This window comes from Novosphingobium sp. (assembly GCF_036820275.1).
GTDB lineage: Bacteria > Pseudomonadota > Alphaproteobacteria > Sphingomonadales > Sphingomonadaceae > Novosphingobium.
Genome location: NZ_DAISLT010000014.1, coordinates 23,430 through 46,837, shown reverse-complemented (window position 1 = coordinate 46,837; position 23,408 = coordinate 23,430). Strand labels below are relative to the sequence as shown.

Here is a 23,408-nt window from a genome sequence, read left to right as displayed (position 1 = left end):
GCCCGGTTTTCGAAACCCGGGCCGCTGAGGCTGATCCCCCATCGTCCGTCATTGCGAGCGTAGCGAAGCAATCCAGAGTAGGGCTCAAGCCGCCCTGGATTGCTTCGCTACGCTCGCAATGACGAACTGGCATAAGTTCGCGATTCACCGCGTGACCGCTTCGGCGTGAACGACGTAGCGCCAAGGGCCGCGCCGGATCGCGTCGAACGGGTAGCAGGTTACCAGATCCAGCCGCTCGCCCACGGGCGCATCGGCCACCGCATAGCCATCCCAGTGCACCACTTCCGCTCCGGTCACCCGGTAGCGCCGTTCCACGCCGTCGCGGGTCTGGACGAACAGAAGTTCGCCGACCTTGAGTTCGCGCAGGAAGCGGAAATGCGTGTCGCGGTGGGCCGCGATCACGGCGGTTCCGGACTGGCCGAGCCTTGCCCCGCCGGGCAGGAGCGTGGGGCCGAACGCCAGCGCCTGACCCGATCCGCTGTCCAGCACCACACTCGAAGTCCCAAGGCCCGGAACCACCAGACGGGCCAGCGGCGTCATGTCGGCCCAGGGCCAGGGCTTGCGGGGGGCATGATCGACGCGGCTGCGGTCGAAAGCGCGATCAAGCAGGACCTGGGCCACCGCAGCCTTCGCCGGGATGTAAAGTCCGCGTGCGATCTCTGCCGCGCCGGACAGGCACAGAGCCAGCGCCAGCAGGGCGAGGAGGCCGCGCTTATGCGCGACCTCCCGGATGCGGAGCGGCATGCGCAGGGCCGCCGCGTTCATGCTGCCCTCCGGCGCAGGAGCAGCGCGAGGCCGGTCATGCCCGCGAGCAGCAGGGCAAGGCCCTTGCCGACGAGGCCGAGGAAGCCGGTGGCGGTCTGCGGCAGTTCCAGCGCCTGGGCCTGCATGGCGGCAAGATCGCCCGAGCCGTCCTTCGGTGCCTGCTGGACGGCATCCTGGCCGAACAGCGTGTCGAAGTCCCAACCGGCGGGCAGGTTGATCGGCAGTTCCTCGCGTGTCAGCCGCGCTCCTGCCGGGCGGGTTGGCGTCTCGTCCACGGCGACCAGGCTGGTGCGGCTGGTGACGATGCCGCTCTCCATGCCGATCCGCTCCACTTCGGCATCGGCGCGGTCGTCTTCCAGCTTGCCGAGCGCGCGGTCCGCCTCGACGTCGGTGATCCGGCGGTGTGCCCAGAGCTTCTCGATGGCAGGGCTGGGCAGGGCGGAGGCGAGGTCCACGCGCTGTTCCCAGGGCTTGCCTCCGATCTTGCCGCTGACGGTGAGGGTGCCCGCCAGCTTGTCGGTGCGACCGACCAGCACCAGCGGCCGTCCGGCATAGACGTCGGGCAGGCGAGAAGGTGTCAGGTCGAGCGAACCGCCTTCGACCCGCACCGAAAGGTCGCGCACCGCCGGGTGGCTGAGCACGTCGAGCAGCGGCATCATCTTGGCCGCGACTTCGCCGGGTGCGCCGACATGGGTGTAGACCCCGCCGCCGATCGTCGACATGCGCTCCATCAGGAAGTCGTTCGGCGCGGAGCCGATGCCGACCATGAAGACATGGCTGCGTCCGCCGTCGGCGCCGATCGCGGCCATCATCTCGCGCTCGTTGGAGATCTCGCCGTCGGTCAGGAACACGATCTGGCGCAGGATGTCGGGATCGTTCCCGCCTCCGGTTCCGGCATCTTCCAGCGCGGACTTGAGGGCGGGCAGCATCTCGGTGCCGCCTTGCGCTTCCAGCGATTCCGCGAAGCGGGTGGCCAGCGCCACCTGGTCCGGCGTGGCGGCGACGCTGTGCTCGAACAGGCGGGTCATCGTGTCGTCGAAGCGGATCACGTTGAAGTGGTCCTGCGGGCGCAGGGTGCCGAGGGCGTGGATCAGGCTGGCCTTGGCCTCATCCATCGAGTCCCCGCCCATCGAGCCGCTGTTGTCGATCACGAAGACCATTTCGCGCGGGGGGCGGGGCAGGCCGTCGAGATTTGCGGGCGGCGTCACGGAGGCCATGACGTAGTCGCCCTTGTCGGTATGCTGCGCGAAGAGGCCGAGCGTCGGATCGGCCGAGGCGGAGCGCCATTCGAGCACGAAGTCGCGGTTGGCGGGCACGGTCGCATCGGCCAGGCTGACGGCGCGGTTGTCGGTCGGCCCGGCGACATTGATCTTGTGGTAGCGGCTGACGAGATTGGCGACGCCGAAACCGGGAGCGAGGCGGACCGAGATCGAAGTGGGGTTGAGGCCCCCCTTAAGTCCGGCGCCCAGCCTGGGATCGAGCACCGGCGCGGCGGTGACGGCATCCGCGTCTTCCACGGCGGCGGCGGAAGTCAGGGTATGGGGCGGCGTGTAGCGTGGGCCGACGACTAGCGGCAGGCGCAGTGAGAACGTGCCGTTGGCCTGGGTGACCGGCGCCTGGTACTCGATCGAGATGAGCACGGTCTCGCCGGGGCCGACATTGGCGACCAAAGTGCTGAACATGTTGGGCCGCTGCTGTTCGACGAGGCCTGCCTTGCGGCCGCTGGCCTTGGCGGCTTCATATGTCTGGCGGGCCTTCTCGCGTGGTTCGATATGGCCGACGATCACGCGCTGGCCGACGACCATCTTCAGCGAGTCCACCGCGCCGTCCTGCGGCAGGGGATAGAGATAGCTGGCCTCCATCCACTTGTCCGAGGTGTTGCGGAAGGCCTGCGTGACCCGCACGCGGGCGACCTGTCCGGTCACGGTGACGTCCATGTCGGTGCCGAGGCGCACGGCGGGAAGGCTCTGGGCGACGCCCTTTCCGCGCAGCATCAGGGTGCCTGCCGCTGGGCCGTCTTCCGAGGCGGCATCCTCGGACGCGGCTTCGTCGGCAACGGCGGTGGTGGCATGGACGGCGATGGCGACGGGTGCACCCAGTGCCAGCACGACAGCGGGGATGAGGGCGCCGCGAAGCAGGGGCGGGCGGAAAGCGGGGGAAAGCGGCATGGCGGGCTCCAGTTCAATCGGGAGCCTTTTCTCTATGCGCACGGCGTACCGCACAGCCACGAGCAGTCTTGGCCGGTTTTCGCCATGCTTGTGCGGAAAGTGCGCCGCCGCAGGAAAGGATTGACGAAATGTGCGCATTTGTGCGGAAAGAGGCGGTGATGACTGCTTTCGAAAACGATCCGACCGAATCCGAAGCGCTTTCGGCAGAAGGAGCCGAAACTGCGCGCCTCGTCCGCGAGGAAATCGCCCGCCGCCGCATCTCGCGTCAGGCCCTGGCGGACATGGCGCGGATCAGCCTCTCGACGCTGGAAAAGGCCCTGGCGGGCAAACGTCCCTTCACGCTGGCGACGCTGCTGCGCATCGAGGAGGCCCTGGGCGTCACCCTGCGCACAGGCGGGGCGCCTGCCGGTGCAGGGACCGCAGGCGACGTCGCGCCGGACACGATGGGTGCCTATGCCCGTTCGGCGGTGACGTGGATGGAAGGGCGCTACCTGACCCTGCGCCCCAGCTTCGGCACGCCGGGCGGTCTCTTCGCTTATCTGACAACGATCCGCTGGGTGCCGGAGAGGGCCTGCCTCGGCTTTGCGGAATCCGGCCGATCGGATTCCCGCTTCGAGCAGGCGGGGCACGTTTCCATGCCGAACCTGTCAGGGCATATCTATCTGGTGACGAACGAACAGGGCCAGTACCGCCTCGCGATCCTGTCGCGACCTACCATCGACGGGCAGCTTTTCGGCATTCTCACGACGCTGGAAGTCGGCAGCGGATCGCAACTCGTACCCGCCGCGGCACCGGTCGCCCTGCGCAAGCTGGCGGAAGCGGAGGAAGCGCCGCTGGGTCTCGTCACCGCGGACATGCCGCATTTCGAGACGTACCGAGAGATGCTCGCCCGTTCGACCGGGGCCGACTTCGCCCGGCTGCATCTTCCCTGTTGAAGGTGGCTCAGCGCCAGAAGCGTTTCGCGTCCACGAAATTCCCGTAGGCGTCGGCGGCGTGCTCCAGCAGCCTGGCCTTATGCGCCTTTCCGAACAGGTCTGCCGCTTCCGGCATGTCGAGCAGGTCGAGTGCGGCAAGCAACCTGGGCGCTCCGGCGAGATCGTTCAGCGCGCCGAGCCGGTCCTGTAGTTCTTCCAGCGCCGCGACAAAGCGTTTGCGTCGCCGTTTTTCGCGCTTCCCGGGAAAGAGCGCGGCAAAGAAATCGACCGCATAGCGCAGCTTTTTCGTCGTCTTGCGGACTTCGTGGCGGGCGTCATCGTCGAGTTTTTCGAGCTTGCGTCCGCTCTTCTTCACCTTGCGGCGAAAGCGGTCGAGCACCTTCACGGCAAAGTCGCGGGCGGGTATCTCGCGGATGTCGCGGTTCTCCGCATCCGAGCGCCAGTCTCCAGTCGAGGTCCATTCCGCAATGCGGAGCAGGAGCATCCGCGTGCGGTGGGAATCCAGTGCCGCGATGGCCACTCCATAGGCATCGTCCTGCGCGGCAAGGAGGCGGTCGCGCAGCTCACCCGGTGCTGCCCGCTCGATCAGCACGTCGAGTTCGCGGGCTTGCCCGAGCTGTCCGGCGAGCCGGCGCAGCTCCCCATTGAGTTCGCGGCGCGTGTCTTCGTCCAGCATGGCCTTGAACAGGGTCATGGCGGAGCGCAGGCGCCGGATGGCCACGCGGACCTGATGCAGCGCCGCGCCGTCGCGATTGCCGAGAACGAGCGGCTCGTTGCGGCGGAAATGGTGCAGGCAGTCCGCTGCGATCGCCTGAAACGCTTCGGCAGGGGTCATCTTGATGTCGAGTGCGATGCGGTGTGCCTTGGTGGCCGAAGCGACCGGGGCGAGCAGGCGGTAGCCGCGCTCCGCCTTGCTGGCGATGCCGAGGCGCACCGGCACGATATCGGCGATGCGGTGGGCAAGGGCGAAGAGGGCGGCGGCGTCTCCCTGCTTCAGTTCCAGTTCGATCTCGCAGAACGCGATCTCGCGTTCCGACGCGACGATCCGCGTGCGGTCGAGCGTGATCTCGATCCCCTCGTGGAGCCAGACAAGGCGCTCGTTCTCGACCGTGAAGACAGGCACGATATCGTCCAGCGCGTCGCCCAGCAGGGCCGGGATCGGTGTCGTATGGTCGATCACCGGAGTGTCGTCCGCAACCAGGCGTTCCCATTCCGGGCGGATGAAGAGGCCAGCAGCCTTGCCGTCCGCCTTGACGGTCTGCACGCGCCGGATAGCGTCTCCTTCGCTCGCCTTGCGGATGCGCAGCGAGAACCCGGCCTCCGACAGGGCGCGGCCTGGCGTATCGAAGTAGACGGCATGCTGGCGGATCGCGCGCGGCTCGCCTGGGAACGGTCCGGCAGCTTCAAGCCGGTCGGCATCCTCGTGCGCGAGGTCCAGCTTCAGTTCGGCTTCCTGATCGGCACTTGCCGTCATCGTCTTTCCACTCCGCCGTTGAACCAAAGAGAATGCCCGAACGTCCGATCCACAAGGGGTTATTCCGCCGAGCCTCCTTCTGCAAGACGAGGATGACCGGGCCGTTGCAGTCGAGGCTTTACAGTCTCGCTAATTACAGATAAAAAATATCCGCATTGAGAGTCGGCAACGAGGATGAAGCGAATGACCCAGCGTATCGACTATGCGAAGCAGTCCCCCGAACTGGTCCGCAAGATGACCGAGCTTTCCATGGCGGTGAAGCACAGCGCGATCGAGCAGAGCACTCTGACCCTGGTCGATATCCGTTCCTCGCAGATCAACGGCTGTGCCTTCTGCCTCGACATGCACGTCAAGGAAGCCAAGATTCAGGGGGAGCGCGAACTGCGGGTCCATCATGTGGCGATCTGGCGGGAATCGCACTTGTTCAGCCCCCGCGAGCGGGCGGCGCTGGCCTGGACCGAAGCGTTGACGACCCTTGCACAGGACGGCGTATCCGACGAGATCTACGCCCTTGCCCGCGAGGAATTCTCGGAAAAGGAACTGGTCGACCTGACGTTCGCAGTGATGACGATCAATGCCTGGAACCGCCTGTCGATTTCGTTCCAGGCGGTGCCCGGTTCGGCCGACAAGCTCTACGGCCTCGAAAAGTCCGGACTGGCCTGACCCGCAATTTCGCGATGCAAAAGGGCGGCTCCGCAAGGAGCCGCCTTCAGCCTGCGCGGTCCAGAAGCCAGTCGAAGCTGCGCTTCAGCATGTCCGGCGCAAGGTCTTCCGCAAGCATCTCCTGAAGATCGGCGAGCGTGACCGCCGCCAGCGACTGACGCCACGCTTCGTCGGCCCGCCACATGATCCGCGCGACCGCGCAGGGCTTGTCGTCACAGGCATCGGCCGGGCGGCAGGGATTGTTGGCGCGGATTTCGCTGCACTGGAACGTGGACTTGCGGCCTTCCACGGCCTCGACGATGTCCAGGAAGGTGATCTGTCCGGCCTCGCGCGCCAGCCGATAGCCGCCGGTCGGCCCCAGCGTCGTCAGCACCAGCCCGGCCTTCGACAGACCTTGAAGCGCCTTGCCGAGGTATTCCTTGGGCACCCCGTGAAACTCGGAAAGGCTGCGCGTCGAAAGATAGCGGCCTTCCGGCAGCGAACTCATCACCGCGCAGCAGTGAAGGGCCCACTCGACCTGGTTCCTGAACTTCATCCTTGCGCTGCGCCAATCATGGACATTCGATATCCTAGATTGGCGCAGCCTCTTCGGCAACGATGAAAGCGCTCAGTATTTGACGCCCAGGGTTAGGCCGTAAGTGATCGGCTCTGCCCAGACGCTGCCGATCCCGAGCGAGGCATAGTTCACGGCGGAACGATAGCGGTGGTTGGTCACGTTCTCGCTGAACAGCGCCACCGAGATCTTCTCGGAAGGATCGACCCATTCCGCGCGCAGGCCCAGCAAGGCGTACTGGCTCTGCTTGAACTGCTCGGCGATGCCGAAATAGAACGAGGAGGTGTAGTAGAGATTGCCCGACAGATTGAGCCGACCGCCGCCCACGTCTATCCCGTAGGAGACCGCGAGATTGCCGGTCAGTTCGGGTGTGCGCTGCATCTTGAAGCCACCGGCATCGATGGTTGTCTCGACAAGTGCGCCCGGCCCGAGACCGCCCAGACTGGTTGGCGTACAGGCCACCGGCGAACTGCCGAACACCGCAGCGGGGTCGCAGAACTGGTAGAACGGCGCGTTGGGGAAGGACTTGTAACGGGCATGGGTCCAGGCGAGGCCGCCGCTGACCGTCAGGTCGCTGGTGATACGGGCGCTGGCCTGTCCCTCGATGCCGTAGATTTCCGAGCTGGCGGCATTGGTGATGCGCGCGGTCCCGGCCTGGAAGCTGGAGACCTGGAGGTTTTTGTAGTCGTAGTAGAAACCTGAAAGCTCGGCGGTGAAGCGGCCGTCGCCGTACTTGTAGCCGAGTTCGTAGGCGTTGATCTTCTCCGGCTTGACCGGCCGGTAGGAATAGCCGCCGACATTGAGCAGCCCGGCCTTGTAGCCCTGGGTGAAGGACGCGTAGAGGCTCGATTGCTCGCTGGGCTTGTAGCGCAGCACCACGCGCGGAGTGACGCGGTTGTTGGTCAGCTTGGGAACGTCGAAGCGGGTGTAGAGCGGGGTTGCCGGATCGAACGGCACCGGATTGCCGTTCGCGTCCTCATAGACCGGGGCGGTGAGGGCGCGCTGGAAGTAGGCCTGGTCAACCCAGTCATGGCTGTAGCGTGCGCCGGCGGTAATGAAGAACTGCGGCGTCACTTCGTACGTGGCATCGCCGAATACCGCGATCGACTGCGACAGGGTTCCGGATTCGCCGTTGCGCACGAAGGGCGCGGTGCCGAGCTTGGCTTCGGTCGGCCAGGTGTCGCGGTTGCGGAAGTAATAGACGCCGGTGGTCCACTGGAGCGGCGATCCGGCCTTTGAGTTCAGCAGGACCTCCTGTGTGAAGGTCTTCGAGTTCGATCCGATGCCGATGGTGAAGATCGGCAGGGCGGTGGCGTCGAGGTCCTGAATGCTGGTGACGCGCTCGTCGCGGAACTGGGTGTAGGAGGTGAGGTCGGCAAAGCCGAGATCGGCCTTGATCGTGCCCTGGATCACGTCGGTATTGGTGCGCGCGCCCACGCCGTCGCCCGGATTGAGGGCGACTTCGTTGGGCTTGGTGGCATAGAAGCCGGGCGGCGTGAACTGGTAGATCCAGGGTGTGCCGTTCCCGTCGACGAAGGCGTTGTGCATCAGCGCGGAGGGATCGTCGGTCTTCGAATGGGTGTAGCGCAGCAGCACGCTGACGTCCGGCGTGACCTCCACTTTCAGGCCGGTGCGGACCGACCAGCGGTTGTACTTGCCGACCTGATCGTTGCCGTCGACGATGTTGCGCTGGAAGTTGTCGCTGCGGCGGTAGAGGCCCTCGATGTCGAAAGCCACGCCGTCGGTGATGCGCGAGGTTGCGTAAGACTGCACTTCGACGGTGTCGAACCGTCCATAGGAAACGCGCAGTTCGCCGGAAGGGTCTTCGCTGGGCTCGGCTGTCGAGACCAGGATTGCGCCGCCGGTGGTGTTGCGCCCGAACAGCGTTCCCTGCGGGCCTTTGAGCACCTGGATGTTCTGGACTTTCAGAAGCTGGAAATCGGTGGCCGCCGCGCTCGGCAGGAAGAAGCCATCTACGTAGGTGGCGACGTTGGGGCCGCCCCCGGACGTGGCGATCGCGGTGCCGACGCCGCGGATCGTCGGCTGGGTATAGACGCCCGACTTGTCGAAGCGCAGCGCAGGGACGACTTTCGACATGTCCGAAAGCTGGCGCACGCCGGCATCGGTCAGGGTATCCTCGCTGAGCGTGGTGACGGTGATCGGCACGTCGAGGGAGCGTTCGGCGCGGCGCTGGGCGGTGACGATGATCTCTCCCGTTTCGGTTGGTGCCGCAGACGCAGGTGCATTCCCGACCTGCGCGGCAGCTTGCCCGGCGAGCAGGGCCGATGCCAGCGCTCCCGCTCCGGCGCCTGCCGAAATCAGGCCTTTCATCGATTTGCGCATTGCGTTCCTCCCCTTGCCCTTCGGCCATTTCCCCGATCCGGCTTGTCCGCCGGGTAGGGCCATTTTCCATGAACGGGCTGCCGGCGAAATCGGCGGCGGCGCGATATCGCGGAGGCGTTGAGGCACCGCCCCGGCGAGAGGTTTCGGACTTCGAACGGGCGAAAATCCCGTCCCCAAAGGAAATTTTTGCGGCAGGTTGAAATCCAGATGCGATGTTGTGCAAATAGCGCTTCTGCGAATCATTAGCATCAAGGCGATTCTTAAATGACTTTTCCTACTCGGCGTGCGTTTTCCCGGGCGTTGCGGCACTCTTCGGCCCTCGGCGTGGCGGCGATTTTCTGCACCGGTGTTCAGGCGCAGGCTGCGGATGACGAGTCCGTCAAGCTCGGTTCGATGCGGGTCGAGGATACCGCGCTCGGCGAGCAGCAGCAGGGCGTCGATCGCAACGCCGCCGGCAAGCCCGCCGTGCTCACCACGACGACCTCGGGCGAGACCCTGCGCGAGCGCATGGTCGACAACATTGCCGAATATGCGCGCCGCGTGGACGCCGGGGTGAACTTCAGCAGCAACAACCAGAGCATCAACATCCGCGGCCTGGATTCCAACCGCGTGCTGACGACCGTGGACGGCATCCGCCTGCCGTGGATGAACGACGGCGCACGCGGCGTGCAGGGCGGCGTCGCTGCCTTCGACTTCAACTCGTTGAGCGCCATCGACGTGGTGAAGAGCGGCGATTCCAGCTACTTCGGGCAAGGCGCGCTCGGCGGCGTCTTTGCAGTGCGCACGCTCGATCCCGAGGACCTGCTGACCGACGGCAAGAAGCAGGGCGCGCTCGGCAAGGCGACCTATGACAGTGCCAGCGACAGCGTCTACCTGAACCAGGCGGCGGCCTTCCGCACCGGCGACACGCTCGTGCTGATCCAGGGCGGCTACCAGAACGGCCACGAAACCGAGAACCAGGGCAAGGTCTATGGCACCGGCGCCACGCGGACCGCCAAGAACCCGGCTTCCTACGATCAGGAAAACCTGCTGGTGAAAGTTCACCAGTACCTTGGCGGCGGCCACCGCATCGGCCTGACCGGCGAGACCTTCAAGCGCAGCTATGACGAGGACACGCTCACCAGCGTCAACGCCACCTACTCGTCCTATGCGACGCTGGAGCAGAACAAGCGCAAGCGCGTGGCGGGAACCTATGACTATCAGGCCGAAGGCGACGGCTTCGTGCAGGAAGCCCATCTGGTCGGCTACTGGCAGCGCCTGAACCTGCGCACGTACACGCGGGCCATGCGCACCACCGCGCCGATCGGCCAGTACGACCGCGACAGCGATCTTCAGGACGAATCCTGGGGCGCCAACGGCTCGATCGTCGGGCGGGTGACGACGGGTGCGGTAAGCCACGCGATCAGTCTGGGCGGCGAAGTCTATGCCACCAAGACCACGCAATATGCCGCGGGGGTCGACAACTGCACCCCGGCGACGCGGGCCTGCTCGTTCCTTCACGTGAACCAGTCGGACATGCCCGATGTCGACGGCATCGACCTCGGCCTGTTCCTCCAGGATCGCATGACTTTCGGCAACTTCCACCTGACGCCGGGCCTGCGCTTCGACTGGTATCGCCGCAAGCCGCAGGAAACCGCGACTTATACGGCTAATGCGGCCTATGAGGGCCTTCCTGCACGTTCGAGCGATTCCCAGTTCTCGCCCAAGATCATGGCCGAGTACGATATCCTTCCGAACCTGACGGCCTATGCGCAGTATGCCCAGGCCTTCCGCGCGCCCTCGGCGACCGAACTCTACCTGACTTATGGCGGCACCGGCAGTTACGTCAGCATCGGCAATCCGGACCTCAAGCCGGAGACGAGCAAGGGCTACGAACTCGGCCTGAAGTTCGGCGACGCCAAGCGCGGTGCCAAGGTGAGCTTCTACGACAACTACTACCGCAACTTCATCGACACGATCACCACGACCGCGTCCGAGGCAGGCCTCAGCGGCAGCTACCCCTTCGGCGTGTTCAAGTACGTCAACCGCGCCCATGTCCGGATCTACGGCATCGAGGCGAGCGCGCAGTGGGCGCTCACCGACAACTGGCGGGTCTGGGGCTCGATCGCCTATGCCCACGGCAAGGATACCGACGAGGACGTCTACCTGAACTCGATCCCGCCGCTGCGCGGCATCGCCGGGTTCGGCTATAGCCAGGAGCGCTTCGGTGCGGACCTTTCCGCCACGGTCGCGGCGAAGCGCAACAAGGTCGAGGACCCGACTTCCACGATCAACAAGACGCCGGGCTACGGGATCGTCGATTTCACGGCATGGGTCAAACCGGGCCTGTTCGAGGGTCTGCGCCTTCAGGGCGGCGTGTACAACGTGCTCGACAAGACCTATTACAACGCGCTCGACATTTCGGACAGCGCTACCGTATCCCAGAGCTACTACAGCCAGCCGGGACGGACCTACAAGGCGTCGATGATACTGGCGTTCTGACGCATGGAGCCGGGGCGGCGGCATTCGCCGTCCCGGCTTCCCACGCGATGCAACCGAAGAAGGAATACCCATGGATACGACACTTCAGACCCCGGCGGAAACCGGCCGCGCGAAGCGTCTAAAGGCTGCCACCACGGAAACCCACGACCGGCTCGACAAGCGCATCATGGCGGGCGAGCCTTTCGCCGCGGTTGCGAATTACGGTCGCTTCCTGGCAGTGCAGCGTGCGTTCCACCGCGATATCGATGCGCTTTATGGCGATGCGCAGCTGGCCGCGCTGGTGCCGGATCTCGCCGGGCGTCGGCGGTTCGACGAGATCGGCCAGGACATGGCGGATCTGTCGCTGACCCAGTCCGAACCGACCGAATTGCCCCGCTTCATTGCCGGGGAGATCGACGTGCCGACCGCGCTCGGCTGGCTCTATGTCGCGGAAGGTTCGAACCTCGGCGCGGCGTTCCTGTTCAAGATGGCCCGCGCGCTGGGTCTCGACGAGAACCACGGCGCGCGCCATCTCGCCGGACATCCGGACGGCCGCGCGCAGCACTGGCGCACGTTCACCGGCGCGCTCGATCAGGTTGCGCTGGACGAGGCGGAAGAGATGCGCGTGATCGACGGTGCCAACGCCGCCTTCCGCCGAGTTCATGCGCTGGTGGAGCAGCATTACGGGTGAGGTGAAGGGGAAACTTGCCGCGCTTTTAAACGCAAAATAGCTTAAAAAGCCAACGTCATCCTGAACTTGTTTCAGGATCCATGTCTGGCCATCAGCGGCAGCTTGTTCGGCGAGATGGATCCTGAAACAAGTTCAGGATGACGAGTGGACGCGGCAGGGTTGTGGTCATCCATGGACCCTAAGGCTGCATCAGCATGCGGCTGACGCTCCGCGAAACGAAAGGCAGCCTCGCCGCCGCCCGCAGCCCGGCGTGACGGGCCGCGCGTGCAGCTGGATGTTCGGTCGTATAGAGGCCGACGATCATGTTCGTGGCCGTGTAGATCGGGCGGCTGGCCAGGCGGTGGGTCGCTTCGTAGCGGCGCAGGAGCAGGGAGGCGCCGATGTCGCCGCCATGCCGAACCGCATCCGAGACCAGCTTGCCCAGCAGCCGGGCACTCGCCAGCCCGAGATTGAAACCGTGCGCCGTCACCGGGTGCATGCCCACCGCCGCATCGCCGATCAGCGCCGCGCGCCGGGCCGCGAAGTGGCGGGCGTAAGTGGTGGCCAGCGGATAGACATGCGCCTTGTCCACGAGGGTCATCCGGCCCAGCCGTCCCTCGTAGCGGCGCGTGAGTTCGGCACCCAGCGCCTGCGTATCGAGGGCCGCGAGCCGGTCGATATCCTCGCTCGGCAAGGTCAGGACGGCGGAGGAGCGGCGGCCGTTCAGCGGCAGCATCGCGATCGTCTGGCCATGGTCGAACCATTCGGTCGCCACGCCTTGGTGATCGCCTTCGTGCTCGACCCGGCAGACGAGCATGGAGCGGCCGAGCCGGTTTATTTCGGCGCCGATGCCGAGCTGTTCGCGGACCCAGGAGAAGCGCGAGTCCGCGCCCACCAGCAGGCGGGCTTTCAGGTTTGCGCCGCCGTCGAGCGCAATGTTCACACCTCGGTTGTCGTGATGGAGGGCGGAAACCGAACGGCCTGCAAGGATCTCGACCTCGGGTATTGCCGCCACGACTTCGAACAGCGCGCGGCGGATCAGGTGGTTGGAAACGAGATGGCCAAGCTGTTCCTCACCGCTTGCCCCCGTTCCGAAAGCCAGTGCGAACGGCGAGCCGCCGTTCAGCACCCGGGCTTCCTGCAAGGGTGCGGTGCCTTCTGCGGGAATGTGGTCCCAGGCGCCCAGAGCCTGAAGTTCGCGTACCGATCGGAGGGTGAGCGCGATCTCTCGTCCGTCCACCGGCGGGGCGGCGAGCACGGCGGCAGGCTGGCGCTCGATCACCGCGACACGCAGCCCCGATCCGGCCAGCGAGGCGGCCAAGGCCAGTCCGGCCGGGCCTGCGCCCACTATGGCAACGTCATGCGTCATTGTCGGTCGTTCCATCATCGTGGCGCGATCATGAGCGCCCGTTTCGCCAGGCGCCATGATCCGCGTCAATTCAGGCGGCTTCCTTTCGCGCCTCGTCGTCCTCGGCAGGGGCGTGGCCGCTGATCTCCGATCCGGCATCCGGCGCGAAGCGCAGGTTCCAGAACGTGGCGGTCAGCGAGAGGGTCGTCACCACCCAGAAGGCGATCGAGAAGTCGGTGAGCGTCGGTGCCTCGTGGCCGCCCGCCTGCATCGCCAGATGGAGCGCCATCGCCGCCACGCAGATGCCCAGCGAGAGCATGAGCTGCTGGAACGTCGAGTAGAAGGCCGTGGCGCGGCTCATCTGCTTCTTGTCGATGCCGTCGTAGGCGATGGTGTTGTAGGCGGTGAACTGGAACGACATGAAAAAGCCGGACAGCGCCAGCACGCAGAACATCGTCCAGACCGGCCAGCTCGGATTGAACAGGCCGCAGATCGCATAGCCCGCCGTGGCGATGACCCCGTTCCAGATCAGGGCGCGGCGGAAGCCGAAGCGGCGGAGCACGCGCGGGGCGAAGCTCTTCATGGCGAGCGAGCCGATCGCCGTCGCGACCGTGATCGTACCGCTGCGCGCGGCGGAGAAGCCGAAGCCCACCTGCATCATCAGCGGCAGCAGGAACGGCTGCGCGCCCTGGGTGATACGCGTGATCGAACCGGCGATGACGGAGAGGCGGAAGGTATCGTCGCGCATGAGCGAGAGGTCGAGGATCGCGCTCTCGCCCTTGTTCTCGCGCCTGCGGGCGTGGAGTATGTAGAACAGGCCGGTCGCGAGGCCGATCAGGATCAGCACGGAGGCCGTGGCGCCCTCGCCGGGGCGGCTCACCATCTCGAAGCCGAAGAGCAGGCAGCCGAGCGACAACCCGCTCAGCACGAAGCCGGGCGTGTCGAAGCGGCCGGGGTCATCCTCGCGGATATTGGCGATGAAGCGACCGACCAGGTAGAAGCCCAAGATGCCCATCGGCAGGTTGATGTAGAAGATCCAGCGCCAGTCGAGATAGGTCACGATCAGGCCGCCGAGCGGGGGGCCGATGATCGGGCCGATCAGGGCGGGCACCAGCAGCCAGGACATCGCATTGACCATGTCCTGCTTGGCCACCGAGCGCAGCAGCACGAGCCGCCCGACCGGGATCATCATTGCGCCGCCTATGCCCTGGAGGAAGCGCGAGATGACCATCATCTCCAGCGAAAGCGACTGGCCGCAGGCCAGGCTGCCGAGCACGAAGAGCAGGATCGCGGTGCGGAACACGGTCCGCGATCCGAAGCGGTCGGCGATCATGCCCGAGGCGGGAATGAAGATCGCCAGCGCCAGAAGATAGGAGGTCAGCGCGACGCTCATCTCCTGCGGGCGGACGCCGAAATCGCGCGCCATGGTGGGCAGGGCGGTGGCGAGCACCGTTGCGTCCACGAATTCCATGAAGAGGGCCGAGGCGATGATGAGCGCCACCAGCCGGTAGTTGGCCCCCGATACCGGCGGTCCTTCGTCGTGCGTCTTGGCGAGGGAACCGGCGGCGGGGACGATGCCGTCGCGAACTTCCGCATTGACCGAAGCCATGCCGCGACGGCGCGGCCTCAGCATGGGGCCTGCGTGCTGGGGAGAGGGGATGACATGGGCAACTTTCGAATTCGCGGGACTGAAACAATCCCCTCCGTCAGAAGGCCGTCCATCTGTCATGCGGGCGTGCCGACGGAGGACGATATAGGCGAAATCCCGCGAAAATGAAACCCGCGGGTCCGCCGAAAACGGCCGCTTGGGCCCGATTTAACGCAAGATGCGGTTGCAAAAAACGCGCAGTGACGTTCAGATTTCGTATTCGAGCTGCCACTCGCCGCGTGGTGGTGCAGCTGCCGGAACGCGCGGCTGACGGCTGCTCATCTCGCCATGCAGCTTGCGGATCATGTTGCTGCCGGTCCGCACCATCAGGCCCGGAATGAAGCCGTGGACGATCGCACCCAGTCCCGCGAGGATCATCAGCACGCCGAAGCGATTGGCAACGAACCAGTGCTCGCCGTAGGTCTCGTTCACGGTGCGAGGATGATCGACGAACAGTTTGCGGAACACGGGATTCTCCAGAGCTTCACCCGCATGGATCCGGGTGAACGACAAGGGACGGGATACATCGCAGGGGAAGGCCGTTGCAATCTCGGCTCGCAAGTATACGATATTTGAAAATGGATGCGGCACGATGCCCATCGGCAAGGGGCTTGAACGGGTGCGACAATTTCTGGGTAGCTGCGCGATTGGCGGTCTTGTAGCCGGTCTTCTTCTGTCGGCGCCCGCGCAGGCCGAGAGCGCTCCGGCCGAATGGGAGCAGCCGGAAGTCCTGCGCCAGGGCGCCGAGCCGATGCACACGACGTTCGACGGGTTCGAGACCCGCGCCGGTGCCCTGTCCCGCGATGTCGCGAAATCGCGCTATCATCTCTCGCTGGACGGGGCGTGGAAGTTCCATCTCTCCCCCACCCCGGAAAGCCGTCCGGCCGATTTCTTCAAGCCCGACTTCGACGTGAGCGGCTGGGGCACGATGAAAGTGCCCGGCATTCTCCAGGCCGAGGGACACGGGCGCCCGGTCTTCGTCGGCAGCGGCTATCCGTTCCCGCGCAACCAGCCGTGGATCGATCACAGCCTCAACGAAGTCGGCTCCTACCGCCGCGATTTCACGGTTCCTGCCAGTTGGTCGGGGCGCAAGCTGCTGCTGACGGTCGGCGCGGCGGGCGCGGCCTATTACATCTGGGTCAACGGCCAGCGCGTGGGCTATTCCGAGGACTCCAAGCTGCCCGCCGAGTTCGACGTGACGCGCTATGCCCATGCAGGCAAGAACACCGTCGCCATCGAACTCTACCGCTTCGCCGACGGCAGCTATCTGGAGGATCAGGACTTTTGGCGCGTCAACGGCATCGAGCGCAGCGTGACGCTCTACGCCGCGCCGGCAACGCATATCCGCGACCTGACCGTCGATGCCGGATTGGAGAACGATTACCGCGACGGCAAGCTTGCACTGAAGGTCGATCTCGGTGGCCAGCCCGCCGCCATGCGGGTGCGGGCGACCGTGCTCGATGGCAAGCGTGAGATCCTAACGCGAGAGGGGGCTGCGGCAGGCGGCGCGGTATCGCTGGCGGCCTCCATTCCCGCCATACGCACATGGTCCGCCGAAGATCCGCAGCTCTATACGCTGCTGGTCGAACTGCTCGACGACAAGGGCCAGCTGGTCGAGGCGACCAGCCGCCGCATCGGTTTCCGCATGGTGGAAATCGCGGGCGGCGAAGTGCGCGTGAACGGCAAGCGGGTGATGATCCGCGGCGTCAACCGCCACGAGCACGATCCCAAGACCTTCCACGTCATCTCCGAAGAAACGATGCGCCGCGACATCGAACTGATGAAGGCGGCCAACGTCAACGCCGTGCGCACCTCGCATTATCCCAACGATCCGCGCTGGTACGATCTCGCCGACGAATATGGCCTCTACGTCATGGACGAGGCCAATATCGAGAGCCACGGCTATCTCAGCCTTTCGCAGGAACACGGTAACGATCCCAAATACCTCCTGGGCAATGATCCCAAGTGGAAGGCGGCGCATCTCGACCGCGTCGAGCGGATGGTCCGGCGCGACCGCAATCACCCCTCGATCATCTTCTGGTCGCTGGGCAACGAGACCGGCATCGGCACCAATTTCGAGGCGGCGGGCAAGTGGGTGCGGGAGAACGATCCCACGCGCCTCATCAATTTCCTCGGCTGGAGCATGAGCAACTGGCGCCACCCGACCAACAGCTACGTCGATATCTTCGCGCCGATGTATGACGACGTGCCGAAGATGATCGACTACGCCAAGGACCCGGCCTTCACCCAGCCGCTGATCCTTTGCGAATATGCGCACTCGATGGGCAACAGTCTCGGCGATCTTCAGGGCTACTGGGATACCATGCGGAGTTATCCCAAGCTCCAGGGCGGCTTCATCTGGGACTGGGTGGACCAGACGATGGAACTGAAGGACAAGGACGGGCGCACCTACTGGGGGCAGGGTCTCGACTACGACCCCGATCCGAAGGCGCCGGGCGTCCATGGCGATGACAGCCCGGTGGGCGACGGCGTGATCCAGTCCGACCGCACGCCCGATCCGGAATATTACGAGCTGGCCAAAGTCCAGTCGCCGATCGCCTTCACGCAGGAGGCAGGCGGCTACCGCGTGCTCAACCGTCACGACCATATCGACCTCTCGCGATTCACGCTCGACTGGACGGTGATGGAGAACGGCAGGGATGTGGCGCATGGTGCCCTGACGGTGCCGGCCGTGGCGGCGGGCGCTTCCGCGCCGCTGACCGTGCCGGTTCCGGCGGCCAAGGACCCGGCGGCCGAGCGCATCCTCGTGCTGCGCGCTCGCGCCAAGGCGGGTGCGGTGCCGACGCAGCCTGCCGGGCATGTCGTCGGCTGGGAGCAGTTCGAACTCTCCGCGCCTGCCGTGGTGCCGGTAGCGGCGGGGGCTGTCGCGCCGAGCGAGACGGGCGCGACCCTGCGCCTCGCATCGGGCGATGCCGTGCTGGAGATCGACAAGGCCAGCGGCCTCGTCACGCGCTACGAGCGGGGCGGCAAGCTGCTGCTGACCGGCGGCGCGCCGAACTTCTGGCGCGCGCCCACCGATAACGACCTCGGCGCGGGCGTGCCGAAGAGCCATGCCATGTGGCAGTATTTCTCCGAGCACCGCCGCGTCGAGGCGATCGAGCGTGACGGCAATGCCATCGTCGTCCATCACGACATGGGCGTCGGTTCGGTGAAGACCGAGACGCGCTGGACGATGGCGGCGGACGGCAGCGTGGGCGTGACCGTCCACTTCGAACCGCTGCGTGACACGCTTCCCGATCCCTTGCGTGTGGGTCTGGCCTTCGAAACGCCGGGTATGCTCGATCAGGTCCGCTGGTTCGGGCGCGGACCGCAGGAGACTTATGCCGACCGCAAGACCGGCGGACTGATCGCCCAGTGGCAGGGTGCGCTGGCGGATCAGTTCCACGACTATGCCCGCCCGCAGGAGTCCGGCAACAAGACGGACGTACGCTGGATCGAACTGACCGGAGGCAAGACGGGGCCCAAAACCGGCCTGCGCGTGACCGGCGCCCAGCCGCTCTCGGTGAATGCGCTGGCGTTCCCCTATGCCGATCTGGCGACCAAGCCGCCGTCGCAGGCGCATAGCTCGGACATCCGTCCGCATGGCAACGGCACGCTGCTGATCGATGCGGCGCAGGCGGGCGTCGGCGGCGATACCGGCTGGAACCTCGATGGCCGGGCGCACATGCCCTATCGTATCGCCCTCAAGCCACTGACGTATTCGTTCACGATAGGCGCGGCGGCTGCCCGCTGAGGTTTTGATAGGCCGGTTGGCAACGCATACCTTCCGTTTACCTCACCCGTCATCCTGAACTCGTTTCAGGATCCATTGCTGGGCCTCCTCCGATCGCTTGCGGGAAGAGCGCGGCGATGGGGGATTGTCGATCGGACGGCGGGGCAGGAGGCATGATGGATCCTGAAACAAGTTCAGGATGACGTTGAGTGTTCAGGATAAAGTGATGAGCGTTCGGGGCGTTTGGCGGAGGGGGGAGCGGTGCCCCTTCACGGCAAACCCGATCCCTCTGCCAACAACCGCAATTCGTCCTCGCTGAAGACACGGCCGCGCGTCAGGAACCTTTGCTCGCGGCCGTTGTCGAGGCTGAACATGCCGCCCCGACCGGGCACGACGTCGAGGATCAACTGGGTATGCGCCCAGGCCTCGCCTTGTGCGCGGCCGATATAGACAGGCGCGCCGCCCACCCGGCCCAGCAGGATGTCGCCGTCGCCGATGCGGAACTCGCCCTGCGGATAGCACATCGGCGAGGAGCCGTCGCAGCAGCCGCCCGACTGGTGGAACAGCACCGGCCCGTATTCGGCGGTCAGTTCCGCGATCAGGGCAAGTGCCGCCGGGGTGGCGGCGACCCGTTTTACCTCATTCGTCACCCCGGCGAACCTCCTTGCTTAGCTAGTCATGTCAAGGACGATACGCCCTTCGATCTGGCCCTTGTGCATGCGTTCGAAGATCGAATTGATGTCCTCGATTTTCGCGGTTTCGACGGTCGCCTTGACCTTGCCTTGCGCGGCGAAATCGATCGATTCCTGCAAGTCGAGCCGGGTGCCGACGATCGAGCCGCGCACGGTGATGCCGTTCAGCACCATGCCGAAGATGTTGAGCGGGAAATCGCCCGGCGGCAAGCCGTTGAGCGCCACGGTGCCGCCGCGCGCGACCACGCCGACCGCCTGCGCGAAGGCCTTTTCGCTCACCGCCGTCACCAGCGCGCCGTTGACCCCGCCGCCGGTCTCGCGCTTGATGATCGTGGCCGGATCTTCGTTGCGGGCGTTGACGGTGATCGTCGCGCCAAGCCTGCGGGCAAGGTCGAGCTTGGCATCGTCGATGTCGATGGCCGCGACGTTCAGGCCCATGGCGACGGCATATTGCACCGCCATGTGGCCAAGCCCGCCGATGCCGCTGATCGCCACATAGTCGCCGGGCTTGGTGTCGGTCATCTTCAGGCCCTTGTAGACCGTGACGCCCGCGCAGAGTACCGGCGCAATCTCGGTGAAGCTGATATTGCCGGGCAAGTGGCCGACGTAATTGGGATCGGCGATCACGTAGTCGGCAAACCCGCCGTTGACCGAATATCCGGTGTTCTCCTGCGTCTCGCAAAGCGTTTCCCACCCGCCGAGGCAGTGCACGCAGTGGCCGCAGGCGCTGTAGAGCCAGGGCACGCCCACGCGGTCGCCTTCCTTGACATGGGTGACGCCCGCGCCGACCTGGCTGACATAGCCCACGCCCTCGTGGCCCGGAATGAACGGCGGATTGGGCTTGACCGGCCAGTCGCCCTCGGCGGCGTGGAGGTCGGTGTGGCAGACGCCGGAGGCCTGGATCGCCACCTGGATCTGGCCGGGGCCGACTTCGGGAACCGGCACTTCGTCGATGGTCAGCGGCTTGCCGAATTCACGCACGACGGCAGCCTTCATGGTCTTGGCCATTGCAACATTCCTCTCAGGGATGGTCGGGATGAGGAGGGCGCGCCCCGCTTACGGGAGAGAGCGGAGCGGGGCGCGCCGGGGACGAAGCTCAGAAGAATCCGAGCTTCTTGGGGCTGTAGCTGACCAGCATGTTCTTGGTCTGTTGGTAGTGGTCCAGCATCATCTTGTGCGTCTCGCGCCCGATGCCGGACTGCTTGTAGCCACCGAACGCCGCATGGGCCGGATAGGCGTGATAGCAGTTGGTCCAGACGCGCCCGGCCTTGATCTCGCGGCCGAAGCGATAGCAGGTATTGGCATCGCGGCTCCACACGCCGGCGCCGAGGCCGTAGAGCGTGTCGTTGGCAATCGAGAGCGCCTCGTCGGCGTCCTTGAAGGTGGTGACGGAGACGACCGGGCCGAAGATCTCCTCCTGGAAGATCCGCATCTTGTTGTGGCCCTTGAACACGGTCGGCTTGACGTAATAGCCGCCGGAGAGTTCGCCTTCGAGTTCGGCCGCCTCGCCGCCGATCAGGATTTCGGCGCCTTCCTGGCGGCCGATGTCGAAGTAAGAGAGGATTTTCTCACGCTGCTCGGAGGAGGCCTGCGCCCCGATCATCGTCGCGGGATCGAGCGGATTGCCCTGGACGATGGCGGCGACGCGCTGGAGCGCCCGCTCCATGAAGCGCTCGTAGATGCTCTCCTGGATCAGCGCGCGGCTGGGGCAGGTGCAGACTTCGCCTTGGTTGAGCGCAAACATCACGAAGCCCTCGATCGCCTTGTCGAAGAACTCGTCGTCCTTTTCGGCCACGTCTTCGAAGAAGATGTTGGGCGACTTGCCGCCGAGTTCCAGCGTGACCGGGATCAGGTTCTCGCTGGCATATTGCATGATGAGGCGGCCGGTCGTCGTCTCGCCGGTGAAGGCGATCTTGGCGATGCGGCTCGACGAGGCGAGCGGCTTGCCCGCTTCGAGGCCGAAGCCGTTGACGATGTTGAGCGTGCCGGGAGGGAGCAGGTCGCCGACGATCTCGGCCCAGACCATGATCGAGGCGGGGGTCTGCTCGGCGGGCTTGAGCACCACGCAATTGCCTGCCGCCAGCGCCGGGGCAAGCTTCCAGGCGGCCATCAGCAGCGGGAAGTTCCAGGGAATGATCTGGCCGACGACGCCCAGCGGCTCATGGAAATGATAGGCTACCGTGTCCTGGTCGATCTCGCTGATCGAGCCTTCCTGCGCGCGGATCACGCCTGCGTAGTAGCGGAAGTGGTCGATGGCGAGCGGGACGTCGGCGGCCAGGGTCTCGCGGATCGGTTTGCCGTTGTCCCAGGTTTCGGCGGTGGCGAGGCGTTCGAGGTTCTCCTCCATGCGGTCGGCGATGAGATTGAGCACGCGCGAGCGTTCGGCCACCGAGGCCTTGCCCCAGGCGTCCTTGGCGGCATGGGCGGCGTCGAGCGCGGCCTCGATGTCGGAAGCGTCGGAGCGGGCGATCTGGCCGACGACCTTGCCGGTGATCGGTGAGGTGTTGTCGAAATAGCGCCCGGCCTTCGGTGCGACCCAGGCGCCGCCGATGAAGTTGTCGTAGCGGGCGGCGAAGGGGGCCTGGAGTACGGTCCGGTCCTGAACAGGTGCGTCCACGGAAGTCTATCCTCTCTTGCGGCGCCTGATCTGGCGTCTCGTCGAAGAGGAGTGTTGCGCACTGGAATGGATTGCGGAAGCCCGAGACAAGGGCTGGTTACCCCCCGTTGTCTCACCCGCGAGACAGTTTTCCTCCCCCAGCGGGGGAGGGGGACCATGCGAAGCATGGTGGAGGGGCACAGGCGGCTTAGGCGAGGTCTGCGGAAGAGATGCGAGGGCGCGTAAAATGGCGGCAACGAACCGCAGGAGTTCCCGAAAGATTTTGCGTAAACTGCCCGTGCCCCTCCACCACCCTGCGGGTGGTCCCCCTCCCCGGAACGGGGATGAATCAGCGCGAAAGGCCTGCCTTGGCCATGCGGCGATAGAGCGTCGCCCGGCCGACGCCGAGGATACGTGCGGCCTCGCTGGCATTGCCGCCCGCCTGTGCCAGCGCCTGCCGGAGCACGCTGCGGTCGCTGTCCTCGAAGGATGGGCCTGGGGAATCGGCACCCAGCACCTGATCGAGCGGACGAGGCCGGGCAAGAAGGTCGTCTGTCAGCCGCAGCCGGGTGCGTGCACCCCGGCTGGCGCCGATGACGAGATCGTCGCGGTCGGTTGCGAGCAGGGCGGTGCCGTGGACCGGATCGTCGGCCAGGAACACGATGCGAGATCCGGCGAAGTGCTGGCAGAAATAGTCGCGCTCGATCCGCCGTGCCGCATCGCGCACGAGGGCGGAGACCAGTTCGGCCATGGCGGGTCCATGGTCTTGCCGGTAGCTCGACACGTCGAGCGCACCCGCTAGCCGCCCGAAGGGATCGTGGAGCGGAGCATCCATGCAGCTTATGCCGACATTGCGGCTGGCGAAGTGCTGGTCGCGATGGATGACGACCGGCTGATCCTCGAACAGGCAGGTGCCGATGCCGTTGGTGCCTTCCTCGGCCTCGCTCCAGCGCCCGCCCTCGACCAGGCCGACCGCGTCGAATTCGGGGGCATCGCCGTCGCTGACGCGGCGATCGAGGACGATCCCGGTCGGATCGCTGAGAATCACGCCGCAGCCGGACCGTCCGACCGAGCGGAACATCTGGTCGAGTACGGGCGCGGCGACGGCGAGGAGGGTTTGGTGCTCGGCACGGTGATGACCGAGGGTGGAAAAATCGACGCGTGCGCGCTTGGCGCCGGTGCCGGGATCGAGGCCATGGTGCAGCAGCGAGCGGCACCACGAAGCCGTGACCGAGGAGAACCCGGCGCTGCTCGGCGAGCGCACCGCGTCCATGACCACATCGATGTGGCGCAAACCTGCGCTGTTGCCGTTCCGACTCATCACATCTCCTGCGGTGGAAGATCACCCTGAAAGATGGGT

The 23,408-nt window shown here is 65.6% G+C and carries 17 protein-coding genes; 5 read left to right on the top strand and 12 right to left on the bottom strand.

Going from position 1 to position 23,408, the window contains the following annotated elements; genetic code table 11:
* Positions 1–144 precede the first annotated feature (144 nt).
* Positions 145–765 carry a class GN sortase gene (locus V7066_RS12940; protein WP_334183454.1) on the bottom strand — a complete coding sequence of 207 codons (621 nt, stop codon included), beginning with the start codon at positions 763–765 and terminating at the stop codon, positions 145–147.
* Positions 762–2,933: a marine proteobacterial sortase target protein gene (locus V7066_RS12935; protein ID WP_334183453.1), complete on the bottom strand. Its 2,172-nt coding sequence runs from the start codon at positions 2,931–2,933 to the stop codon at positions 762–764. Before V7066_RS12935 ends, V7066_RS12940 begins: the two co-directional genes overlap by 4 nt.
* 158 nt (positions 2,934–3,091) lie before the next feature.
* Between V7066_RS12935 and V7066_RS12930 the strand changes: the two genes are divergently transcribed.
* Complete coding sequence (locus V7066_RS12930) at positions 3,092–3,868, top strand: helix-turn-helix domain-containing protein (RefSeq protein WP_334183452.1); 777 nt, start codon at positions 3,092–3,094, stop codon at positions 3,866–3,868.
* Between the two features lie 7 nt (positions 3,869–3,875).
* Here the strand turns inward: V7066_RS12930 and V7066_RS12925 are convergent, their stop codons facing one another.
* Complete coding sequence (locus V7066_RS12925; RefSeq protein WP_334183451.1) at positions 3,876–5,342, bottom strand: CYTH and CHAD domain-containing protein; 1,467 nt, start codon at positions 5,340–5,342, stop codon at positions 3,876–3,878.
* Between the two features lie 183 nt (positions 5,343–5,525).
* On the opposite strand from V7066_RS12925, the gene V7066_RS12920 reads away from it, so the two are divergent.
* A complete protein-coding gene (locus V7066_RS12920) occupies positions 5,526–6,005 on the top strand; it encodes a carboxymuconolactone decarboxylase family protein (protein WP_334183450.1) in 480 nt (159 codons plus the stop codon).
* A 46-nt stretch (positions 6,006–6,051) separates the two neighbouring features.
* Here V7066_RS12920 and V7066_RS12915 read toward each other — a convergent pair whose 3' ends face one another.
* A complete protein-coding gene (locus V7066_RS12915; RefSeq protein WP_334183449.1) occupies positions 6,052–6,540 on the bottom strand; it encodes an RrF2 family transcriptional regulator in 489 nt (162 codons plus the stop codon).
* Positions 6,541–6,612: 72 nt separating this feature from the next.
* Positions 6,613–8,901 carry a TonB-dependent receptor gene (locus tag V7066_RS12910; protein ID WP_334183448.1) on the bottom strand — a complete coding sequence of 763 codons (2,289 nt, stop codon included), beginning with the start codon at positions 8,899–8,901 and terminating at the stop codon, positions 6,613–6,615.
* Positions 8,902–9,165: 264 nt separating this feature from the next.
* Between V7066_RS12910 and V7066_RS12905 the strand changes: the two genes are divergently transcribed.
* Positions 9,166–11,382 (top strand): TonB-dependent hemoglobin/transferrin/lactoferrin family receptor, encoded by a 2,217-nt coding sequence (locus tag V7066_RS12905; RefSeq protein ID WP_334183447.1) that lies wholly within the window; start codon positions 9,166–9,168, stop codon positions 11,380–11,382.
* A gap of 70 nt (positions 11,383–11,452) precedes the next feature.
* The gene (locus tag V7066_RS12900; protein ID WP_334183446.1) at positions 11,453–12,052 is read left to right on the top strand and encodes a biliverdin-producing heme oxygenase; all 600 of its coding nucleotides are present in this window, start codon (positions 11,453–11,455) and stop codon (positions 12,050–12,052) included.
* A 178-nt stretch (positions 12,053–12,230) separates the two neighbouring features.
* On the opposite strand, the gene ubiM is transcribed toward V7066_RS12900, so the two are convergent.
* The 3 genes from ubiM to V7066_RS12885 form a co-directional block, all read right to left on the bottom strand.
* Positions 12,231–13,400: a 5-demethoxyubiquinol-8 5-hydroxylase UbiM gene (ubiM, locus tag V7066_RS12895; RefSeq protein ID WP_334183445.1), complete on the bottom strand. Its 1,170-nt coding sequence runs from the start codon at positions 13,398–13,400 to the stop codon at positions 12,231–12,233.
* A 70-nt stretch (positions 13,401–13,470) separates the two neighbouring features.
* On the bottom strand, positions 13,471–15,012 hold the full coding sequence (locus V7066_RS12890) for an MDR family MFS transporter (protein ID WP_334183444.1): 1,542 nt from the start codon (positions 15,010–15,012) through the stop codon (positions 13,471–13,473).
* 222 nt (positions 15,013–15,234) lie between these two features.
* On the bottom strand, positions 15,235–15,495 hold the full coding sequence (locus tag V7066_RS12885) for a DUF6356 family protein (RefSeq protein WP_334183443.1): 261 nt from the start codon (positions 15,493–15,495) through the stop codon (positions 15,235–15,237).
* 124 nt (positions 15,496–15,619) lie between these two features.
* On the opposite strand from V7066_RS12885, the gene V7066_RS12880 reads away from it, so the two are divergent.
* Positions 15,620–18,781: a glycoside hydrolase family 2 TIM barrel-domain containing protein gene (locus V7066_RS12880; RefSeq protein ID WP_334183442.1), complete on the top strand. Its 3,162-nt coding sequence runs from the start codon at positions 15,620–15,622 to the stop codon at positions 18,779–18,781.
* Between the two features lie 248 nt (positions 18,782–19,029).
* Here the strand turns inward: V7066_RS12880 and V7066_RS12875 are convergent, their stop codons facing one another.
* The 4 genes from V7066_RS12875 to V7066_RS12860 form a co-directional block, all read right to left on the bottom strand.
* A complete protein-coding gene (locus V7066_RS12875) occupies positions 19,030–19,410 on the bottom strand; it encodes a DUF779 domain-containing protein (protein ID WP_334183441.1) in 381 nt (126 codons plus the stop codon).
* 18 nt (positions 19,411–19,428) lie between these two features.
* Positions 19,429–20,460, bottom strand: coding sequence for an alcohol dehydrogenase AdhP (adhP, locus tag V7066_RS12870; protein ID WP_334183440.1), 1,032 nt, complete (start codon positions 20,458–20,460; stop codon positions 19,429–19,431).
* Between the two features lie 88 nt (positions 20,461–20,548).
* Positions 20,549–22,069, bottom strand: coding sequence for an aldehyde dehydrogenase (gene adh, locus V7066_RS12865; RefSeq protein WP_334183439.1), 1,521 nt, complete (start codon positions 22,067–22,069; stop codon positions 20,549–20,551).
* A gap of 328 nt (positions 22,070–22,397) precedes the next feature.
* A complete protein-coding gene (locus V7066_RS12860) occupies positions 22,398–23,369 on the bottom strand; it encodes a GAF domain-containing protein (RefSeq protein WP_334183438.1) in 972 nt (323 codons plus the stop codon).
* Between the last annotated feature and the right edge of the window lie 39 nt (positions 23,370–23,408).